At 66.2% G+C, this 18949-nt stretch carries 18 protein-coding genes; 5 read left to right on the top strand and 13 right to left on the bottom strand.

The annotated features are described in order from the left end of the window. Position 1: 1 nt before the first annotated feature. Genes gsiD through AC1RKI_RS23345 form a run of 3 tightly spaced genes read left to right on the top strand, consistent with a single transcriptional unit; the run spans position 2 to position 2778 of the window. Positions 2-904 carry a glutathione ABC transporter permease GsiD gene (gene gsiD, locus AC1RKI_RS23355; protein ID WP_061959411.1) on the top strand — a complete coding sequence of 301 codons (903 nt, stop codon included), beginning with the start codon at positions 2-4 and terminating at the stop codon, positions 902-904. 3 nt (positions 905-907) lie between these two features. Then, entirely contained in the window at positions 908-1954 is a 1047-nt protein-coding gene (locus AC1RKI_RS23350) for a DmpA family aminopeptidase (RefSeq protein ID WP_492797277.1), read from the top strand. Beyond that, positions 1951-2778 (top strand): M55 family metallopeptidase, encoded by an 828-nt coding sequence (locus AC1RKI_RS23345; RefSeq protein ID WP_150979238.1) that lies wholly within the window; start codon positions 1951-1953, stop codon positions 2776-2778. Before AC1RKI_RS23350 ends, AC1RKI_RS23345 begins: the two co-directional genes overlap by 4 nt. On the opposite strand, the gene AC1RKI_RS23340 is transcribed toward AC1RKI_RS23345, so the two are convergent. After that, positions 2771-2941 carry a hypothetical protein gene (locus tag AC1RKI_RS23340; protein ID WP_492797279.1) on the bottom strand — a complete coding sequence of 57 codons (171 nt, stop codon included), beginning with the start codon at positions 2939-2941 and terminating at the stop codon, positions 2771-2773. The genes AC1RKI_RS23345 and AC1RKI_RS23340 overlap by 8 nt on opposite strands. Here AC1RKI_RS23340 and AC1RKI_RS23335 point away from each other — a divergent pair. Then, complete coding sequence (locus AC1RKI_RS23335; protein ID WP_341249449.1) at positions 2928-3665, top strand: hypothetical protein; 738 nt, start codon at positions 2928-2930, stop codon at positions 3663-3665. The two genes, AC1RKI_RS23340 and AC1RKI_RS23335, sit on opposite strands and share 14 nt — an antisense overlap. Before the next feature lie 75 nt (positions 3666-3740). Continuing rightward, positions 3741-4835, top strand: coding sequence for a M14 family metallopeptidase (locus tag AC1RKI_RS23330; RefSeq protein ID WP_492797281.1), 1095 nt, complete (start codon positions 3741-3743; stop codon positions 4833-4835). 57 nt (positions 4836-4892) lie between these two features. Here AC1RKI_RS23330 and AC1RKI_RS23325 read toward each other — a convergent pair whose 3' ends face one another. The 12 genes from AC1RKI_RS23325 to AC1RKI_RS23270 all read right to left on the bottom strand — a co-directional run bounded on the left by AC1RKI_RS23325 (position 4893) and on the right by AC1RKI_RS23270 (position 18864). After that, a complete protein-coding gene (locus tag AC1RKI_RS23325) occupies positions 4893-5795 on the bottom strand; it encodes a LysR substrate-binding domain-containing protein (RefSeq protein WP_150979236.1) in 903 nt (300 codons plus the stop codon). A gap of 129 nt (positions 5796-5924) precedes the next feature. Continuing rightward, entirely contained in the window at positions 5925-7151 is a 1227-nt protein-coding gene (locus AC1RKI_RS23320) for a metal-dependent hydrolase family protein (protein WP_061959419.1), read from the bottom strand. 6 nt (positions 7152-7157) lie between these two features. Further along, a complete protein-coding gene (locus AC1RKI_RS23315) occupies positions 7158-8462 on the bottom strand; it encodes an MFS transporter (RefSeq protein WP_227459360.1) in 1305 nt (434 codons plus the stop codon). Between the two features lie 169 nt (positions 8463-8631). Further along, positions 8632-9432: a hypothetical protein gene (locus tag AC1RKI_RS23310; protein WP_492797284.1), complete on the bottom strand. Its 801-nt coding sequence runs from the start codon at positions 9430-9432 to the stop codon at positions 8632-8634. A 45-nt stretch (positions 9433-9477) separates the two neighbouring features. Continuing rightward, positions 9478-11013 (bottom strand): mannitol dehydrogenase family protein, encoded by a 1536-nt coding sequence (locus tag AC1RKI_RS23305; RefSeq protein WP_492797285.1) that lies wholly within the window; start codon positions 11011-11013, stop codon positions 9478-9480. 9 nt (positions 11014-11022) lie between these two features. Further along, positions 11023-12234, bottom strand: coding sequence for a D-mannonate dehydratase ManD (manD, locus tag AC1RKI_RS23300; protein ID WP_492797287.1), 1212 nt, complete (start codon positions 12232-12234; stop codon positions 11023-11025). Between the two features lie 31 nt (positions 12235-12265). Continuing rightward, on the bottom strand, positions 12266-13807 hold the full coding sequence (locus tag AC1RKI_RS23295; RefSeq protein ID WP_150979230.1) for a UxaA family hydrolase: 1542 nt from the start codon (positions 13805-13807) through the stop codon (positions 12266-12268). Between the two features lie 53 nt (positions 13808-13860). Continuing rightward, positions 13861-14616 carry an SDR family oxidoreductase gene (locus AC1RKI_RS23290; protein ID WP_492797289.1) on the bottom strand — a complete coding sequence of 252 codons (756 nt, stop codon included), beginning with the start codon at positions 14614-14616 and terminating at the stop codon, positions 13861-13863. A gap of 28 nt (positions 14617-14644) precedes the next feature. Then, positions 14645-15748, bottom strand: a complete 1104-nt coding sequence (locus AC1RKI_RS23285; RefSeq protein ID WP_492797291.1) for a mandelate racemase/muconate lactonizing enzyme family protein — start codon at positions 15746-15748, stop codon at positions 14645-14647. Then, positions 15745-17148 (bottom strand): TRAP transporter large permease, encoded by a 1404-nt coding sequence (locus tag AC1RKI_RS23280; protein ID WP_061959435.1) that lies wholly within the window; start codon positions 17146-17148, stop codon positions 15745-15747. The genes AC1RKI_RS23285 and AC1RKI_RS23280 overlap by 4 nt, the downstream gene beginning before the upstream one ends. A 12-nt stretch (positions 17149-17160) precedes the next feature. Further along, positions 17161-17784 (bottom strand): TRAP transporter small permease, encoded by a 624-nt coding sequence (locus tag AC1RKI_RS23275; RefSeq protein WP_150979226.1) that lies wholly within the window; start codon positions 17782-17784, stop codon positions 17161-17163. A gap of 81 nt (positions 17785-17865) precedes the next feature. Then, positions 17866-18864, bottom strand: a complete 999-nt coding sequence (locus AC1RKI_RS23270) for a sialic acid TRAP transporter substrate-binding protein SiaP (RefSeq protein WP_423782081.1) — start codon at positions 18862-18864, stop codon at positions 17866-17868. Positions 18865-18949 lie beyond the last annotated feature (85 nt).

Here is an 18949-nt window from a genome sequence, read left to right as displayed (position 1 = left end):
CATGTCCGAGCTTTCCACGTCTGCCGCCGTTGCATCGAACCCGGTCCCCGAAGCGGTGCGCACCCCCTGGACCGAATTCTGGCGCAAGTTCCGCAAGCAGCATCTGGCGCTGGGCGCCGGCGCGTTCGTGCTGGTGCTAGTGGTCATCGCGATCCTCGCGCCGTATATCGCGCCGTACGATGCGGAGAATTTTTTCGACTACGACGCGCTGAACGCCGGGCCGTCGATGGCGCACTGGATGGGCGTCGATTCGCTGGGCCGCGACATCTTCAGCCGCATTCTCGCCGGCACGCGCATTTCGCTGGCCGCCGGCTTTTTCTCGGTCATTATCGGCGCCATCATCGGCACCGTGATGGGCCTGCTGGCCGGCTACTACGAAGGCTGGTGGGACCGCATCGTCACGCGCGTCTGCGACGTGCTGTTCGCGTTTCCCGGCATTCTGCTGGCGATCGCCATCGTGGCGATTCTCGGCAACGGCATGGTCAACGTGATCTTTGCCGTAGCGGTGTTCAGCATTCCCGCGTTTGCGCGGCTGGTGCGCGGCAACACGCTGATGCTCAAGCGCCTGACCTATGTGGAAGCGGCACGCAGCATCGGCGCGTCCGACTGGACGATCCTGATGCGGCATATCCTGCCAGGTACGGTGTCGTCGATCGTTGTGTATTTCTCGATGCGGATCGGCACGTCGATCATCACTGCGGCAGGGCTGTCGTTCCTCGGTCTGGGCGCGCAGCCGCCCACGCCCGAGTGGGGCGCGATGCTCAACGAGGCGCGCGCCGACATGGTCACCGCGCCGCACGTGGCGATCTTCCCCAGCCTGGCGATCTTCCTGACGGTACTCGCGTTCAATTTGCTCGGCGATGGCCTGCGCGACGCGCTGGACCCGAAGATCGACCGCCGCTGATCCATGCCTGACACGTCCCATGCGCGCATCGCGCCGCCTGCACCGTTTGTCGGCAGTCTGCCTGCCGGCGCGCGCGATGCGATCACCGATGTGCCCGGCGTCACGGTGGGCCATTGCACGCTTGCCGAAGGCGCCTGCCAGACCGGCGTCACGGTGATCCGCCCGCACCCGGGCAATGTCTATGTCGACAAGACGCCCGCCGCCGCCGCCGTGATCAACGGCTTCGGCAAGAGTATCGGGCTGGTGCAGGTCGAAGAACTTGGCGTGCTCGAGACGCCGATCGCGCTTACCAATACCTTTTCGGTGGGCGCTGTCGCGCAGGCACAGATCCGCGCTGCGATTGCCGACAATCCCGACATCGGCCGTGCATGGCCCACCGTCAATCCGCTGGTGTTCGAATGCAACGACGGTTATCTGAACGATATCCAGGCCATGGCGGTGCAAGCCCAGCACTATGACGCCGCACTGGGCGCCGCGGCAGCGCAGTTCGCGCAGGGCGCGGTCGGTGCCGGACGCGGCATGTCGTCGTTCGGTGTCAAAGGCGGCATTGGCAGTGCGTCGCGTGTCGCCGGCGGCCATACCGTCGGCGCGCTGGTGCTGGCCAATTTCGGCACGCCGGAATCGCTGGTGTTTGCCGGCCGGCCGTTGGGCGATGCGCTCGCCGCGCGCCTGCAGCAGGAAAAATCGCCCGAGAAGGGCTCGATCATCATGATCGTGGCCACCGACGCGCCGCTCGATGCGCGGCAACTGCGTCGCCTGGCGATGCGCGCCGGCGCCGGCCTGGCACGGACCGGGTCGGTCTACGGGCATGGCTCGGGCGATATCGCGCTGGCCTTCTCGACGGCCTATACCGTTCCGCATCGCGCCGAAACGCCGATGCCCGCTGTGGCGATGGTGCATGAAGCGCGGATCGATCCGCTGTTCCGTGCCGTGGCCGACTGCGTCGAACAAGCCATCGTCAGTGCGCTGTGGCACGCCGAAACCGTCCATGGCCGCGATGGCCATTTCCGCCGCGCGCTGCGCGAGACGTTGCAAGACCTGATCGCATGAAAATTCTGATTTCCGCCGATATCGAAGGCGTGGCCGGCGTATTCCACACCGAACAGACGCGCGCCGGCAACGGCGAATATGAACGCGCCCGCGCATGGATGACCGCCGAGGCCAACGCGGCCGTGCAGGGCGCGTTCGCGGGCGGCGCCACGGCCGTGCTGGTCAACGATTCGCATGGCGGCTTTCGCAACCTGCTGCCCGACCAGATCGATCCGCGCGCGCAGCTGGTGCTGGGCAAGCCGCGCTACCTGAGCATGATGGCCGGCGTCGAGCAGGACTGTGACGGCGTGTTCATGATCGGCTACCACAGCCGTGCGCAGAGCCGCGGCGTGCTGGCGCATACGATCAACAGCAGCGCCTTCGCGCGGGTCTGGTTCAATGGGCTCGAATTGGGCGAGGCGGGCATCTACGCGGCGCTGGCCGGCGAGTTCGATGTGCCGGTGCTGATGGCCAGCGGCGACGACGTCTTCATCGCCGAGACCCAGCCGCTGATGCCCTGGGTGCGCTTCGTGCAGACCAAGACGGCGGGCGGGCAGGGCAGTGGCACCACGCTGTCGCCAGGGGCCGCGCGCGAGGCGATTGCCGCCGCCGCGCAGGCCGTGACGCGCGAGGCGATCGCTCATCCGCAGGCGCGCTGCCTGGAGCTGGCCGGACCGGTGACGTGCCGATTGCAGACGCAGACCACCGCGCATGCCGACCTGTTCTGCCAATGGCCCACCTTCGAACGTGTGGACGGCGTCACGCTGTCGTTTGTCGCGCCCAGCGTGCAGGCCGCCGTGCGGATGCTGAACTGCTGCTCGGCGATGTCTTTCATGCTCAAGTGATCGGCGTGGCGCCTGCGCGGAAATGCGCGGAGCCGAAGGGATTCGCCCAGATCGGTGCTGCAAGATAACGGCGCGCAGATCCGTGCGGGAAAACGGCAAGATGACCAAACAGTGGGACAATACCGGCCGTTTTCCCATTTGCCACGCCGATGACTTCACCCATGCACGGGAGCTGGATTCCCGTTCGCAAGGACTTTGCCGATCCGTCGACTACACGCTGCCATGCGCGCAGTGCCAAGGGTGGGCGGCATCATGGCTTTCCCGAAGGCCACGCATGGATCCTGCGCGGGCCGGACGGCCACGAGTATCCGTTCGGCCTGGAATGCGCGCGGGCCGCGCTGGCGGCGCCGGGCATGCTCGACCAGATTCCCGACTATACCGAGCGCGACGCCATCCATCGCCTCGACGCCGCGCTCGCGCCGCTGCCGCGCCGCAAGCCGACCGCCGCGGAACTGGAACTGGAGCGTCGCAACGCGGCTACGCGCTATGTCGTGCTGCGCATGGAAAAGGTCGCATCGGTGCCGCGCGTGCAGCCGACGGTGCGCTTTGCCGCGCTCGACGACCTCTACCAGCAGATCGCCGCTGGGCGTCCGTTGACGCAGGCACAAGCGCAGCGCGTGCTGGCGATCGAACGCAGTCCCGCCACGCCGCCCAAGCTCAAGAGCGTCAACCTGCTCGATGTCTACACCGCGCACGTCAAGCTCGAGTGGCTGATTGCCGCATCGAACCGCGTGGATCGCATACGTTTTCTGCGCAGCCTGCATGACTGGCTGGCCAGACATCTGGTGTTATCCGCCGCGCAGATCGAAGCGGCTGGCATCGTCATGCATCCGCATGCATTCCGTTCCGCATGGCCTGACGAAGACGGCGCGGCCGAACGTTTCTAGCGCCGTCTGGCAGTCCGGGGGCGAATGGCGTTACATTGACGGCATCCCCACTCGGCCCCGGTCCAACGTCCCGCCATGGCTGCCAGTCCGAAGGTTCGTTCCGCGCGGTATTTCGCCCGCAGCTATGCCGAAGCGCGGCAAAAATTTCTCGATGCCGCGCACGCGTGCGGCGCTTCCCTGACCGAGTTTCCGCATCCCACCGAGACCGGCCGCGATGGCGAAACGCTGGCGATGGATGTCGCATGGCTTGGCGATGCGCAGGCGCAGCGAGTGGTGCTGGTGACATCGGGCACGCACGGCGCCGAGGGGTTTTGCGGATCCGGCGCGCAGGTGGCGATGCTCGACGACACCGCGCTGCATGCGGACTGCCGGCGCGCTGGCGTGGCGCTGATGCTGGTGCACGCGGTCAATCCCTATGGTTTCTCGCATCTGCGGCGCGTCAACGAGGACAACGTCGACCTGAACCGCAACTTCATGGATTTCGATCGGCCGCTGCCGCTCAATCCGGCCTATGCGGAAGTGGCGCCGCTGTTGCTGCCATCGCAATGGCCGCCGTCGTGCGACGAGCACACTGCGCTGATGACGGCCGTGGCGCGCAAAGGCATGCCGTGGTATCAGGCCGCGGTCAGCGCCGGGCAATATCAGGATCCGCACGGCATGTTCTTCGGCGGGCAGAAGGCCACGTGGAGCAACTACACGCTGCGCCGCGTGCTGGCGCGCTTCGGCGCGGGCCGCAGCGCGTTGCGCTGGATCGACGTACATACCGGGCTGGGTCCTTGGGGCTACGGCGAGCCAATCTACATGGGCCCGGACGACAACGCGCATCTGGCGCGCGCCCGTACGATCTGGGGCGCCAGCGTGACCTCGATCTATGACGGCTCGTCGTCATCGGCCAATCTGACCGGACTGGCGTGGCTGGCCGTGCCGCAGACGTTGCCGTCGATCGACTACGCCGGCATCGCGCTCGAATTCGGCACGCTGCCGCTGTCGGAAGTACTCGATGCATTGCGCGGCGACCACTGGCTACATGTGCATCCCGAGGCCGACGAGAATCAGTGCTCGCTGATCAAGGACGCGGTGTGGCGGGCGTTCTATGGCGACGCCGACGATTGGCGCGAAGGCGTGGTGACGCAGGTGACCGATGCCGTGCGCAAGGCGCTGACGTCATAGCGGCGATGTGGTTCAGGCGCCTGTGATTCGGCCATTGATGGGCGCGCTGCGCTCGACTCACGCATCCGCGCCGCTTTCCTCGATCAACCATTGGCGGAAGGCGCGCGCCGCCGCCGGCTCGGCACGGTCGCGCGGCCACACGGCGTAATAGCCGCCGCCCAGCGACGCGCTGGCGTCGCACGCGCGCACCAGCAGTCCGGCCGCCACGCAGCGGTCGATCATGTGTTCCCACCCCAGTACGATGCCCTGGCCTTCGATGGCCATCTGCACCAGCACCGGATAGGTATTGGCCACGAGTTCGCGCTCGAAGCGCGTTTCACGCAGGCCGTTTCGTGCAAACCATGCAGGCCACGACATCCAGATGCGCTGGGCGTCTTCCAGTACCAGCAGCGACTCCCTGGGCAGGTCGGCGACGGCGAGCCGCCTGCCGGCCAGGTAGGACGGCGCACAGACCGGATACACCTCTTCGTCGTACAGGCGGCGCGCGGCCATGCCGCTCGGCGCGCCTTCGCGCAGGTAATACAGGCCGATATCGAAATCGGTGTCCGACAGCGACGCCAGACTGTCGTTGACCACCAGCCGCACATGGAAATCGGGATGCCGCGCGCGAAACGCGGCCAGCCGCGGCGTTAGCCACAGCACGGCGACGCCCGACGAACAGGCCACGGTCAATTCGACCTGGCCCTTGCGCTTCATGACGTCCTCGGTGGCTTGCGCACAACTGACCAGCAGGCGTTGCACCTGCTCGGCGTATTGCTGGCCGCTGACGGTCAGCCGCAACGCGCGCGGTTCGCGGATAAACAGTTTCTTGCCGAGAAAGCGCTCGAGCTGCGCCACCTGGCGACTGATCGCGCTTTGCGTGAGATGGAGTTCGGCGGCGGCGCGCGTGAAGCTGCCGTGCCGCATCGCCGATTCGAAGGCGACCAGGCAGGCAAGCGGCGGGAGTGGGGAAATGCGCATGGGGCAGGCGTCATCAATGGCGAGGTTGCTGCCAATGATAGACGCAAGCCCCATGCCATCGGGGCGCGACGGCTTCTAAGGTGTGCCCGCGAAGCGCGCTCCAGCGCGCACTACGCGGTGCGCCGTCCGTTATGCATTGTGGATCTTGCCGGCCTGCATGACCAGCTCGATGCGCGATGCGGGGCCGGCCAGCACGCCGATGTCCGCAAGCGGATCGCCGTCGACCACCAGCACATCGGCCAGCGCACCGGCCTGGATTGCGCCGAGTTCGCCTTCGCGCTGCAGGATCTGCGCCGCGATCGAGGTGGCCGAACGCAGCGCTTCGGCATTGCCGAGCAGCGCCGCGCGGATCAGGAATTCCTCGGACTGGTACTGGTGCATTTCGCCGAGCAGGTCGGAGCCGAAGCCCATCGGCACGCCGGCCTCGGCGTAGATCGCCAGCGAATCGCGGCCAGCCTGGCGCACGGTTTCGATCTTGGCCACAGAATCGGCCGGCAGGCCCAGGCGTGCGCCGTCACGCGCGAGCGCGTCGTAGGTGATCAGCGTGGGCACGACGAACGCGCCATGCTCGCGCATCACGCGCGCCGCGGCGGCGTCCACGAGATTGCCGTGTTCGATGGTGCGCACGCCGCAGCGAACGGCGCGCGTGATGGCGCGGCCGGTGTAAGCGTGGGCCATCACGTAGGTCTGCGCAGCCTCGGCTTCGGCCACGATGGCGCGGATTTCGTCTTCGCTGTACTGCGTGTTGCCGATCGGATCGGTCGGCGATGCCACGCCGCCGGACGCCATGATCTTGATCTGCGTGGCGCCTTTCTGGATTTCCTCGCGCACCGCCAGACGCACCGCGTCGACGCCGTCGACCACGCGGGCAATCGCGCCGGCACGGAACGCGCACGAACACGGCTCCAGCGTGTCGGAACGCGGGCGGAAATCGCCATGGCCGCCAGTCTGCGACAGCGCCTTGCCCGACGGGAAGATGCGCGGGCCAGGAATCAGTCCGGTGGCAACGGCCTGCGACAGGCCCCAATCGGCGCCGCCCGCATCGCGCACGGTGGTGAAGCCGCGTTCGAGCATGCCGCGCATGATTGGCATGGCGCGGAACGCCACCAGCACGTTGGGCTGTACGGCGTTGATGCCCAGGTTGGCGAGCGATGCCAGCACATGGACGTGCAGGTCGATCAGCCCGGGCATCACGGTCTTGCCGCTCACGTCGATCACCTTGGCGTGCGGCGCGTTGATTGCAGCGGCGGATACCTCGACGATGCGCTCGCCGTCGATCAGCACATCATGGCGCGCCAGCAGTGCGCCGCGTACGGGGTCCAGGACGTTGCCGCCCTTGAGCAGGATCTGGGTCATGCGGATTTACTTCTTGTTGAGGTAGGCGGGCTCGCGCACCAGGCGCGTGCCGCAGAAACTGATGGCCGCGGCGATCATCACGTAGATGGCCGGCGCCATGGTGCTGCCGGTGCTGGCAATCAGCCATGTGATGAAGAACGACGCGAAGCCGCCGAAGATCGTCACGGCCAGGTTGTAGGCCACGGAAAGGCCCGTCGACAGCACCTTGGCCGGGAACAGCTCGGCAAACGCGGCCAGGATCGGGCCGGTGTACGCGGCGATCAGCACGCCGAACACCAGTTGGAACACGAGCAGCGACACGAGGCCCGGCGTGTGGTTGATGTACGCGAACATCGGCCACGCCAGCACGAAGATCAGCGCGGCGGCGCCGGACAGCAGCCCGCGCCGGCCGATGCGGTCGGCCAGCATGCCAACCAGGGGTGCAAACACCATGATCGCCAGTCCGCCTGCCATGCCGGCAATAAAGCCCGTCGATTGCGGCACCTTGAGCACCTTCACGGCATACGTCGGCATGTAGAACAGCAGCACGTAGGTGCAGACCGTCCACAGGATCACCATCGAGAAGCTTGCCGCGGTCTGGCGCGGGTAGTCGCGCAGTACTTCGGTCAGCGGGGAATCGGTCTTGTCGGTGGTGGCCTGGAACGTCGGCGTTTCATCGAGGTTGTGGCGGATATAGAAGCCGACCGGCCCGATGATCATGCCGATCAGGAACGGCAGCCGCCAGCCCCAGCTGTTGAGCGCTTCCGGGCTCAGCGACGCGGTGACGAAGGTGCCGACGGCGGCGCCGAGCAGCACCGCCACGCCGATGCTGGCCTGGATCCAGCTCGAATAGTAGGCGCGCTGGTGTTCCGGAGCGTATTCGGTCAGGAAGGCCGTGGCGCCGCCCATTTCGCCGCCGGCGGAAAAGCCCTGCATCAGCCGTGCGAGGACGATCAGCAGCGGTGCGAACAGGCCGATCTGGTCGTAGGTCGGCGCGATGCCGATCAGCGTGGTGCCGGCCGCCATCAGCAGGATGGTCAGCGACAGCGCCGCCTTGCGGCCGACGCGGTCGGCGTAGACGCCGAGGATGATGCCGCCCACGGGCCGCATGAAAAATCCCACGCCGAACGTGGCCACGGCCAGCAGCAGCGAAGACAGTTCATTGCCGGTGGGAAAGAACAGCTTGGCGATGATCACGGCAAAGAAGCTGTACACCGTGAAGTCGAACCATTCGAGACCGTTGCCGATCACCGTGGCGATGATGGCGCGGCGGCGTTGGCTGGCCCCGATGTGGGGCCCCGTGCCGGTATAGATGGGGGCGCTGGCTTGCATGTCTCTCCTTTCCTCCTGAACGCCGCTGCGGCGCGCCCGCGCTTGTGGGGGCTGGCCGTTGGGCTTGCCCGATCTTAGGGGCGGCGTCGTGACACCGGAAACGAATTCTGCGCATGCCGCCATGACGCCAGCGCATACCAGCCGCGCGCCGGCCGGAGAGCATCAGATCTCAATCGCCGTTTTGCACGGTAAAACGGAATGGGTTCTCGGGTTCGGCAAAGCGCAGCCGCAGCGGCGGCCGATCCGCGGCGACAAACCTGTTCCGGAACGTGTAGTACGAAATCAACAGCCCGGTGCGGGCCTCGCCCTCGGTATCGATGACGTAGGTGTTCTTCGGAAACAGCAGCTCGCCGGCCTCGCTTGCGATCACGGCGCGGCACGATGACAGCAGGCTCGGCAGATGCAGCAGCCGCGGCCGCCCGCGAATGCCCAGCGGGTCAAGCAGCAGGTAGATCTGCGCGTGGCGATTCGCTTCGCCGGAGCCGTCGCTGTGACCGGTCACGCATAGCATCGGAGGTCGATTGCCGTTGGCGTCCGAGGCAAACACGGTGGCACTTGCTGGATAGATTTTCGAGAATTGCTCGCGTCGGAATGTCGTGGCGCGCCGGAAGCGGAAATCCCTGCCGTTGACGACGATGCGGTCCTCGCCGATCTCGATCTTCAGGCGCTGGCCGTAAAACGAGGTTTGCGCATCCACGTACATGCCCGGCCGATCGGCATAGGAGTAGAGCGTGTTGTCCGAAGTGGTCAGCGGCGTGTCGAACACGGCGCCCGGCAGGGCGGCGTAGAAGGCGTCGTAGTCGTCATAGACGGGTTCGGCGGCGAGGGCTCTGGCAGGCAGCACCGGGACAAGGCCGGCGAGGAGGGCGATGAAGAGGCCGGCGATCCAGCCGGGAAGGAAAGTGGCCTGCAAGGCAGAGATCGGGGCCGCCAGTCTTGAAGGGAATGTCATCGGTGCGCGCACGGTCATCCAAGGATCCGCGATTATGCTGCCGGCGATTCGCGCATGCGCCGTTTATGCCGTCTGGTTGATGCGGGTCAGGGCGCCTGTGACGCCATATGCGCATAGCGCTTCGAGTTGCGTAGCCACGGTATCGACAAATTCGCGCGACTGGCCCAGATCGCCAAACACCGGCGCGAAGCCGGCGATGATGCGCACGCGCGCCCGCTCGCGCGCATGTGCATCGAACAGCTTTTCGGTGTCGCGTGCCGCCTGCGCCATGGCGGCAGCCAGCGGCTGAGCCAGTGGGTCTTCGATCGGGAACGCGTTGCCAGCTTCGTCGTAACCGCGCAGGAAATGCAGCCAGGCGGACACGCCCAGCGCCAGGCGCGGAAACGGCAACCCGGCCGCGATGCGCTCGCGGATCGGCGCAAGCAGGCGCTGCGGAATTTTCTGTGAACCGTCCATGGCGATCTGCCGCGTGCGATGCCCGAGCGCAGGGTTGGTGAAACGCGGCAGCAGGCTGGCGCGATATGCGTCGACGTCGAGCCCGGGCAACGGCGGCAAGGTGGGCTGTGTTTCGCGCGCCATGGTGTCGGAGATGAACGTGCGCACGGCCGGTTGTGCGATCACGCGGTCGGTGGTGGGCCAGCCCGCCAGCACGCCCATGTACGCCATCATCGACTGGCTGCCGTTGACCAGGCGATGCTTGAGAACTTCGAACGGCTTGGCGTCGGCGACGAACTGCGCGCCGCCTGCTTCCCAATCGGGTCGGCCCGCTGCGAAGCGCTCCTCGATGACCCATTGGAAGAACGGTTCACCGACCACGGGCCATGCGTCGTAGCGCCCCAGCGCGCCCGATACGCGCGCGATATCGTCGGCCGTCGTCTTCGGCACGATGCGGTCGACCATCGAATTGGGAAACGTGCAGCGCGCCGCAACCCAATCGCGCAGTGCGGGATCAATCTCGGCGCAGAACGCCAGCAGCACGCCGCGCAGCGTGTCGCCGTTGCTGGCAAGGTTGTCGCACGATAGCAGCGTCACCGGGCCAAGGCCGCGTTCCATGCGGCGCTGCAGGCCGCGCGCCAGGTAGCCGATCGCCGTAACCGGATGCGCGGAGCCGGACAGGTCTTCGACGATGCCGCGATCCTCGCGGTTCAGCGCGCCCGTGGCGGGATCGTGACAATAGCCCTTCTCGGTGACAGTAAGGCTGACGATGCGCGTATCGCGATGGGCGATGCGGTCGAGCACCACCTCGGGGTCTTCTTCGGCGACCAGCACATCGATCAATGCGCCAATCACGCGCAACTGCTCGGTATCGGCGCTGCGCAGCGACAGTGTATAGAGACCGTCCTGCGCCTTGAGCGCGTCGCGCGTATCGGGCCGACGCAGCGATACGCCAACGATGCCCCACTGCAATCCGCGCTCACCGGCGGCCTCGATGGCGGTCTCGGTGATCTCGGCCTGGTGGCCGCGATGAAACGCGCCCACGCCCAGATGCACGATGCCTGCGCGCAGTTGCTCGCGCGGATAGGCTGGCCGTCGCACCGCGGCGGGCAGCGCGCCGAGCCGGTCCGGATGCAGCCGTGGCAATTGCGTGATATCGCTCATGGTCCTCTCCTACCAGTGCCACAACGTGCCGTCGTGCGCGAGCCGGTTCACGGGCAGATACGCACGCTGGTAAGGGTACTTCGCGGCCAGCGTTTCGTCGATCTCCACGCCGTGGCCCGGCGTATCGCCTGGCGCCAGCATGCCGTCGGCGAACGTGTAGGCGTGCGGGAAGACCGCGTCGGTTTCCTCGGTATGGCGCATGTATTCCTGGATGCCGAAGTTGGGCACCCAGATATCGAAATGCAGCGCCGCACCCATGCACACCGGCGACAGGTCGGTGGCGCCATGGCAGCCGGTGCGTACCTGATGCATCGCCGCGAAGTCGGCAATGCGCCGCAAATGCGTGATGCCGCCCGCGTGCACGACCGTGGCACGGATGTAGTCGATCAGTTGCTCCTCGATCAACGTCTTGCAATCCCAGACGCTGTTGAAGATCTCGCCCACGGCCAGCGGCGTGACCGTGTGCTGGCGGATGAGGCGGAACGCGCGCTGGTCCTCGGCCGGCGTGGCGTCCTCCATCCAGAACAGGCGATACGGTTCCAGCGACTTGCCGAGCCGCGCCGCCTCGATCGGCGTGAGGCGATGGTGCACGTCGTGCAGCAGGTGGATGTCCGGGCCGACCGCTTCGCGCACCGCCTCGAACAGCCGCGGGGTGTGTTCCAGATAGCGCTCGGTGCTCCAGTCGTGTTCGGACGGCAGGTCGGCGTCGGCCGGCTCGTAGAACAAGCGGTCACGCGATACGCCGTAGACCTTGTTGAGTCCCGGCACGCCCGATTGCGCGCGGATCGCCTTGTAGCCCATTTCCTTGTAGCGCAGCACTTCGTCGACGGTGTGCGCGATGTCGCTGCCGTTGGCGTGGCCATAGACCATCACGCCGGTCCGGCTCTTGCCGCCCAGCAACTGGTACAGCGGCAGATTGGCGGCCTTGGCCTTGATGTCCCACAGCGCGGTATCCACCGCCGCAATCGCGCTCATCGTCACCGGGCCGCGCCGCCAGTACGCGCCACGGTACAGGTATTGCCAGATGTCTTCGGACTGGTGCGGATCGCGGCCGATCAGGCACGGAATCACGTGGTCCTGCAGATAGCTGACCACCGCCAGTTCGCGGCCGTTGAGCGTGGCGTCGCCAATGCCCGTCAGTCCTTCATCGGTTTCGATCTTGAGCGTGACGAAGTTGCGGCCCGGGCTACACACAATGACGCGCGCCTTGGTGATCTTCATGCAGGTCTCCGGATAGGGAAAGACGTAACCGTTACATCACCGCGCCCAGCGTCCAGGGCACGAATTCGTTCTGGCCGTAACCGTGGATTTCGCTGCGGGTCTTGCGGCCCGACGCGGTATCGAGCATCAGCCGGAAAATCTCGGCGCCTTTCTCGGCGATGGTCGACGCGCCGTCGATGATGTCGCCGCAATTGATGTCGATGTCCTCGCCCTGCCGCTGCCACAGCGCGTTGTTGGTGGACAGCTTCAACGATGGCGACGGCGCGCAGCCATAGGCCGATCCGCGCCCCGTGGTGAAGCAGATCAGGTTGGCTCCGCCCGCCACCTGGCCGGTTGCCGACACCGGGTCGTAGCCGGGCGTATCCATGAACACCAGCCCATGCGCGCGGACCGGTTCGGCGAACTCGTAGACGTCGACCAGATTCGTCGTCCCGCTCTTGGCCACCGCGCCAAGCGATTTTTCGAGGATCGTGGTCAGGCCGCCGGCCTTGTTGCCGGCCGATGGGTTGTTGTCCATGCTGCCAGCATTGCGCGCGGTGTATTGCTCCCACCAGCGGATGCGCGCGATCAGGCGTGCGGCCACGTCGGGCGATACGGCGCGGCGCGTGAGCAGATGTTCGGCGCCGTAGATCTCGGGCGTCTCCGACAGGATCGCCGTTCCGCCCTGCGCCACCAGCAGGTCCACCGCCGCGCCCAGCGCGGGATTGGCCGTGATGCCCGAATAGCCGTCCGACCCGCCGCATTGCAGCCCGACCACGAGATGGCTGGCCGAAACCGGCTGGCGGGTGACGCGGTTGGCGTCGTCAAGCAGCGCCTGCACGATGCCGATGCCGCGCGCCACGGTCTTTGCGGTGCCGCCCGTGTCCTGGATATTAAAGCTATGGAAGCGCGTGCCGGCAGCCAGCGCCGCCATGCCCGGTTCGTCGAGCAGCGCGTCGATCTGGTTGGTCTCGCAGCCGAGTCCCACCACCAGCACGGCGGCAAAATTGGCATGGCGCGCATAGCCGGCCAGCGTGCGGCGCAGCACGCGCAGGTTTTCGCCATCGCTGTCGGTGGCGCAGCCCGCGCCGTGCGTGAGCGCCACCACGCCGTCGATGTTGGGAAACGCTTCGAGCGCCTCGGGGTGGATGTCGCGCCGGAAGTGATCGGCGATTGCACGTGCTACGGTGGCCGAGCAATTTACCGATGTCAGGATGCCGATGTAGTTGCGCGTGGCGATGCGGCCGTCGGCGCGCACGATGCCGTCGAACGTGGCGGCATCGCTGGCGGCGGGCGTCGCGTGGACGTCGCTGCCGGCCGCGTAGTCGCGCGCGAAATCGCCCATCGCCAAATTATGCGTATGGACGTGCTGGCCCGGTACGATGGCCTGGCGCGCAAAGCCGATGATCTGGTTGTAGCGGCGCACCGGCGCGCCCGCTGCGATGGCACGCACGGCCACCTTGTGACCGGGCGGCACCATGCCGGCCACGGTGATGCCTTCCTCGGGCAATACGGTGCCGGGCAGTAACTGCCGGCAGGCGATGACGATATCATCGGCGGGATGGATCCGGATCGCGGCGGGTGCGGCTGACATGCGCCACTCCTGTTTGGGGCCTGCGTTGTTCTGGGCCTGTGTTGTAGGGCCGCTCAGTTGGACCAGCCGCCGTCGATGATCTGCGCGGTGCCGGTGGTGAAGGCCGATTCGTCGGATGCCAGGTACACGGCCAGCGCGGCGATTTCGGCAGCGGTGCCAATGCGTCCCATCGGCTGGCGCGCGATGAAATCGGCTTCCACTTGCGCCAGCGTCTTGCCGCTGGCGGCCGCCTGATTGCTGATGCGCTGGCGCAGCGAAGGCGATTCGACGGTGCCCGGGCAGATGGCATTGCAGCGGATGCCGCGCGTGATGAAATCCGCGGCCACCGCCTTAGTCATGCCGATCACGGCGGCTTTGGTCGCGCCGTACACGAAGCGGTTGGGCGCGCCCTTGATGCTGCCCGCCACCGACGCCATGTTGATGATCGATCCGCCGCCGGCGTCGAGCATCGCCGGCAAAAACGCGCGCATCATGCGATACATCGCGCGCACGTTCAGGTTCATCGAGAAGTCGAAAGCCTCGGCATCGCACTCGAGGATCGTGCCGTGATGCACGAACCCCGCGCCGTTGAACAGCACGTCGATGCGGCCCGTTTCGCGCGCGGAGGCGTCGACAGCGGCGCCGTCGGTCACATCGAGCCGCAGCGTGCGGCAGCCCGGCAGCGCGGCCAGTCCGGCCAGGGTTTCGGCGTTGATATCGGCAGCGATGACCTGTGCGCCCTCGCGCAGGAATGCCTCGGCCGTGGCGCGGCCGATGCCTTGTCCGGCGGCCGTGACCAGCGCCGTCTTGCCGGCGAGTCGATTCGACATGGATAGCTCCTTGATAAGCGTAAGCGGTTCAGGAAACGCTCGCGCGCGCCTTGGCGCGGCGCTCGATTTCGGGCCAGTCCCACGCGATGCCAAGTCCCGGCGCATCGGGCGGCCGGGCGTGGCCATCGATGATTGCCACGCGGCTGTGCGCGATCGCGTCGAGTTGCGGGATGTATTCGAGCCACGCCGCGTTGGGCACGGCCGCGCACAGCGACACATGCAGTTCCATCAGGAAATGCGGGCAGATCGGGACGTTGCACGCCTCGGCCAGATGCGCCACCTTGAGCCACGGCGTGATACCGCCGATGCGCGCCACATCGGCCTGCACGATCGAGCACGCGCCGAGGCGCAGGTAATCGGCAAACTGGCCGATCGAATACAGCGACTCGCCCACGGCGATCGGCAGATGCGTGGACGCAGCCAGCCGCACATGGCCGGCCAGATCGTCGGCGGGCAGCGGCTCTTCGAACCAGCCCAGCCCAAGCCCGGAAAAATGCGCGGCGCGTCGCACCGCTTCGGACGCGGTGAAGCATTGATTGGCGTCGATCATCAGCGCGAAATGCGCACCGGCCGCCTCGCGCACCGCGTGGAGCCGCTCGATGTCGTCGGCCAGTTGCGGCTTGCCTACTTTGATCTTCGCGCCGAGAAATCCGGCTTCGCGCGCGGCCAGCGTCTGTTCCACCAGCGCCCGCTGCGACAGATGCAGCCAGCCGCCCTCGGTCGAGTAGACCGGCACGCGCGACTGGGCGCCGCCCGCGGCCAGCCACAGCGGCTGGTTGTCGCGGCGGCAGCGCCAGTCCCACAGCGCCGTATCGATGGCGGCCAGCGCCAGGCTGGTGATGACGCCCACCGAGGTGGCGTGCGTGCTGAACAGCAGGTCGCGCCAGATGGACTCGATAGGTGCCGGATCGCGGCCGATCAGCTGCGGCGCGAGATGGTCGCGCAGCAGCGCCATGACCGACGAACCGCCGGTGCCGATCGTGTAGCTGTAGCCGATACCTTCGCTGCCGTCCGCGCAGCGGATGCGCACCAGCGGCGTTTCCTGCGTGGCGAACGACTGGATGGCATCGGAGCGCGCCACCGGCGGGGTCAGATCCACCTGGATCAGATCGACATGAGTGATCGTTGTCATTTGCTGCCCACCAGGCCGGGCAGCCACAGCGTGATGGCCGGCACGTAGGTGATGGCGATCAGCGTCAAGAACAGCGGCACGAGCCAGGGCAGGATCGCCATGGTGGTGCGCTCCACCGACAGCCGGGCCACGCGCGCCAGCACGAACAGCACCATGCCCAGCGGCGGATGCAGCAGGCCGATCATCAGGTTCAGCGTCATGATGAGCCCGAAGTGGATCGGGTCGATGCCGAGCTTGAGCACGATCGGCAGCAGGATCGGTACAAGGATGGTAATGGCCGCCGTGGTGTCGATGAAGCAGCCGACGATCAGGATCAGCACATTGGCCAGCAGCAGGAACACCCATTTGTTGTGCGTGAAACCGAGGATCGTGTCGGTCAGCGCCTGCGCGGCCTGGCTGGTCGTCAGCAGCCACGCGAAGATCGACGCAGCCGTGACGATGAACAGCACCGACGCAGTGGTCTCGATGGTGTCCAGCGTGGCGCGCGCCAGCGCGCGCATCGTCATCGACCGGTAGCGCACCAGGCCAAGGAACAGCGCCCATATCACGGCGGCGACGGCCGCCTCGGTGGGCGTGAACCAGCCGAGCGTCATGCCGCCGATCAGGATCACCGGCGCCATCAGCGCCATCACGGCCGAGAAATCGAAATACCAGTCGAGCGCCAGCAGCACCACCAGCGCGATCATCGCGGCCGTATTGGTCGATACGCCGGCCGACACGGCCAGCCAGATCGCCAGCGGGAACGCCAGCACCACGACGATTTCCATCGAGGCGGCGCGGAGCAGCTTCCACGAAAACGCGGTGTCGCCGCCCCAGCCGCGCCGGTGCGCGATCCACGCCACCGTCGCCATCATGAACAGCGTCAGCACCAGCCCCGGAACGATGCCAGCCAGGAATAGCGATCCGATCGAGACGTTGGCCATCATCCCGTAGATCACGAACGGCAGCGATGGCGGAATGATCGGGCCGAGCGTGGCCGATGCGGCGGTCACGCCCACCGCGAATTCGGTTTCGTAGCCGTGGTCCTTCATCGCCTTGATCTCGATCGTGCCCAGCCCCGCCGCGTCGGCGATGGCCGTGCCGCTCATGCCGGAAAAGATCACCGAGCCGATGATGTTGACGTGGCCGAGCCCGCCGCGCATCCAGCCGACCAGCGCCACGGCAAAGTTGTAGATGCGCCCGGTGATGCCGGCCACGTTCATCAGGTTGCCGGCGAGGATGAAGAACGGCACGGCCAGCAGCGGAAAGCTCTCGACGCCGGCGATCATGCGCTGGGCCAGGATGACGTCGGGCGCCGTGCCGCTGGCCCAGATATAGAGCAGCGACGCCAGCGCCATCGACATCGCGACCGGCATGCCCACCAGCATCAACAGCAGAAACGATGCAATCAGGATCCACATTGCCGCTGCTCCTCAGTTGTCCAGCGCATCGAACGCCGCGGGGCGTTCCAGGATCGAATATCCGTTACGCCAGTTCTGCCACGTCACCTGCAGCGAGCGCGCGGTCATCAGCACGAAGCCGGCCAGAGCAAGCCAGTAGACGTAGCTCTTGTTCCACGCGACGGTGGTCATCGGCTCGTCGCCGACGATGCCGATGAAGCGCCAGACCAGATACACCGCATAGCCGAGGAAAGCCGTGCGCACGACGTCGACCAGCGTCGACAGCGCGCGCGCCGGGCGGTGCGGCAGGTAGCGATACAGCAGGTCCACCTGGATATGGCGGCTCTTGCGCACGCACATCGATGCGCCGATAAACACCACGCCGATCAGGCAGTAGGTGGCCAGTTCCTCGGTCCACGCCAGCGAATCGTTCATCACGTAGCGCGTGAAGAACTGCAGGAAGACCAGCAGTGTCATCAGCCAGAACAAGCCGAAGTTGAACCAGTCCTCGGCAGCGTAGCCAGACAGGTCCACCGGTTGCGCATCGGCCTCTTCGAAACTCTGGACGATTTCCTCGACCGAGGACATGTGCGGCGCGCCTTCGGACGGCGGCTGGGCGGGCGCATTGCCGTCCATGGCTTGGGATCGCATTTGCATCGCATCGGCTCCGTTCTGCTGAAGGGCAGGGCAGTGCTGCGGGACAGGGCCCGGGGAAGGGCGAAGTGGCCTGGCGCGCGACTAGCGCACCGCCTGGATCTTTTCCCAATCGGCCTGGCGATATCCCTGCGATTCGAAGCTCACGTTCTTGAGCACGGCGTCGCGATATTCGGGCACGCTGACCGGAGTGACCGTGAGGCCTTTCTGCTTGAACACGGCGACCAGTTCCTTTTCGCGCGCTTCCACGTCGGCGCTCGCGCGGGCGGCGGCTTCCTGCGCCACCTCGCCGAACATCTTGCGCTCCGGTTCCGACAGCCGCTTCCACAGCGATCCGGAAATCACCGTGTTGAGGTGATCGACGATATGGCCGGTCAGCACGATGTACTTCTGCACTTCATAGAACTTCTTTGCCTCGATGGTCGTCAGCGGGTTTTCCTGCGCTTCGACCGTACCGTTCTGCAGGGCCAGATAGACCTCCGCAAACGCAATCGGCGATGTGTTGACGCCACACGCGCGCGGCATCGCCAGATAGGCGGGCACATCGGGCACGCGCATCTTCAGGCCCTTCATTTCCGCGCAATGCGAGAACGGCTTGTTCGAGGTGGACTGGCGTGTGCCGTAGTACGTGGTCGCCACGATATGGTTGCCGGTTTTCTGTTCGTAGCCAGTGGTCAGTTCCCGGTAGATGTCGCTCTTCGTATAGGCCAGCAGATGCGCCGGATCGCGGAACGTGTACGGGTAGTACGTCACGCCGATACGCGGAAACGATTTGGCCGCGAAACTCGAGCCGGAGATGATGATGTCCACCGTGCCCATCGCCAGGCCCTGGTTGATATCGTTTTCCTTGCCGAGCTGCGACGCGGGGAAGACATCGATCTGATATTTGCCGTTGCTGCGCTTTTTGATTTCATCGGCGGCCCATACCGACCACTTGTGGAACGGCTCCGAGGTCTCGTACACGTGCGCCCACTTGAGTTTGATCGGCGCCTGTTGCGCCAGGACGGGCGTGCAGAACGCAGTGGCGGCGAGCAGCACGCCCGCACCGAGCATGCACGAGAACTGCCGGCGGATTCGCATCATGGGTTGTCTCCTGTTTTTGGTTGAAGCCGCCGGCCCTTGTTGGTATGGCGTTGTCGGTCGGGCCGGTCGGTTGCGAGGCGCTCGC

It is taken from the genome of Cupriavidus sp. GW822-FHT06G04, assembly GCF_058799075.1.
Note: the sequence above shows the minus strand (reverse complement) of the source record. Positions and strands in the feature narration are given on the sequence as shown.

Coding starts and splice junctions, on each gene's coding strand:
- AC1RKI_RS23335 (WP_341249449.1), top strand. CDS start 2,928: ATGACTTCACCCATGCACGGGAGCTGGATTCCCGTTCGCAAGGACTTT.
- AC1RKI_RS23305 (WP_492797285.1), bottom strand. CDS start 11,013: ATGAGCGATATCACGCAATTGCCACGGCTGCATCCGGACCGGCTCGGC.
- AC1RKI_RS23330 (WP_492797281.1), top strand. CDS start 3,741: ATGGCTGCCAGTCCGAAGGTTCGTTCCGCGCGGTATTTCGCCCGCAGC.
- AC1RKI_RS23280 (WP_061959435.1), bottom strand. CDS start 17,148: ATGTGGATCCTGATTGCATCGTTTCTGCTGTTGATGCTGGTGGGCATG.
- AC1RKI_RS23275 (WP_150979226.1), bottom strand. CDS start 17,784: ATGCAAATGCGATCCCAAGCCATGGACGGCAATGCGCCCGCCCAGCCG.
- AC1RKI_RS23325 (WP_150979236.1), bottom strand. CDS start 5,795: ATGCGCATTTCCCCACTCCCGCCGCTTGCCTGCCTGGTCGCCTTCGAA.
- AC1RKI_RS23290 (WP_492797289.1), bottom strand. CDS start 14,616: ATGTCGAATCGACTCGCCGGCAAGACGGCGCTGGTCACGGCCGCCGGA.
- AC1RKI_RS23340 (WP_492797279.1), bottom strand. CDS start 2,941: ATGGGTGAAGTCATCGGCGTGGCAAATGGGAAAACGGCCGGTATTGTC.
- manD (WP_492797287.1), bottom strand. CDS start 12,234: ATGAAGATCACCAAGGCGCGCGTCATTGTGTGTAGCCCGGGCCGCAAC.
- AC1RKI_RS23320 (WP_061959419.1), bottom strand. CDS start 7,151: ATGACCCAGATCCTGCTCAAGGGCGGCAACGTCCTGGACCCCGTACGC.
- AC1RKI_RS23270 (WP_423782081.1), bottom strand. CDS start 18,864: ATGATGCGAATCCGCCGGCAGTTCTCGTGCATGCTCGGTGCGGGCGTG.
- AC1RKI_RS23350 (WP_492797277.1), top strand. CDS start 908: ATGCCTGACACGTCCCATGCGCGCATCGCGCCGCCTGCACCGTTTGTC.
- AC1RKI_RS23295 (WP_150979230.1), bottom strand. CDS start 13,807: ATGTCAGCCGCACCCGCCGCGATCCGGATCCATCCCGCCGATGATATC.
- AC1RKI_RS23345 (WP_150979238.1), top strand. CDS start 1,951: ATGAAAATTCTGATTTCCGCCGATATCGAAGGCGTGGCCGGCGTATTC.
- AC1RKI_RS23310 (WP_492797284.1), bottom strand. CDS start 9,432: ATGACCGTGCGCGCACCGATGACATTCCCTTCAAGACTGGCGGCCCCG.
- AC1RKI_RS23285 (WP_492797291.1), bottom strand. CDS start 15,748: ATGACAACGATCACTCATGTCGATCTGATCCAGGTGGATCTGACCCCG.
- AC1RKI_RS23315 (WP_227459360.1), bottom strand. CDS start 8,462: ATGCAAGCCAGCGCCCCCATCTATACCGGCACGGGGCCCCACATCGGG.
- gsiD (WP_061959411.1), top strand. CDS start 2: ATGTCCGAGCTTTCCACGTCTGCCGCCGTTGCATCGAACCCGGTCCCC.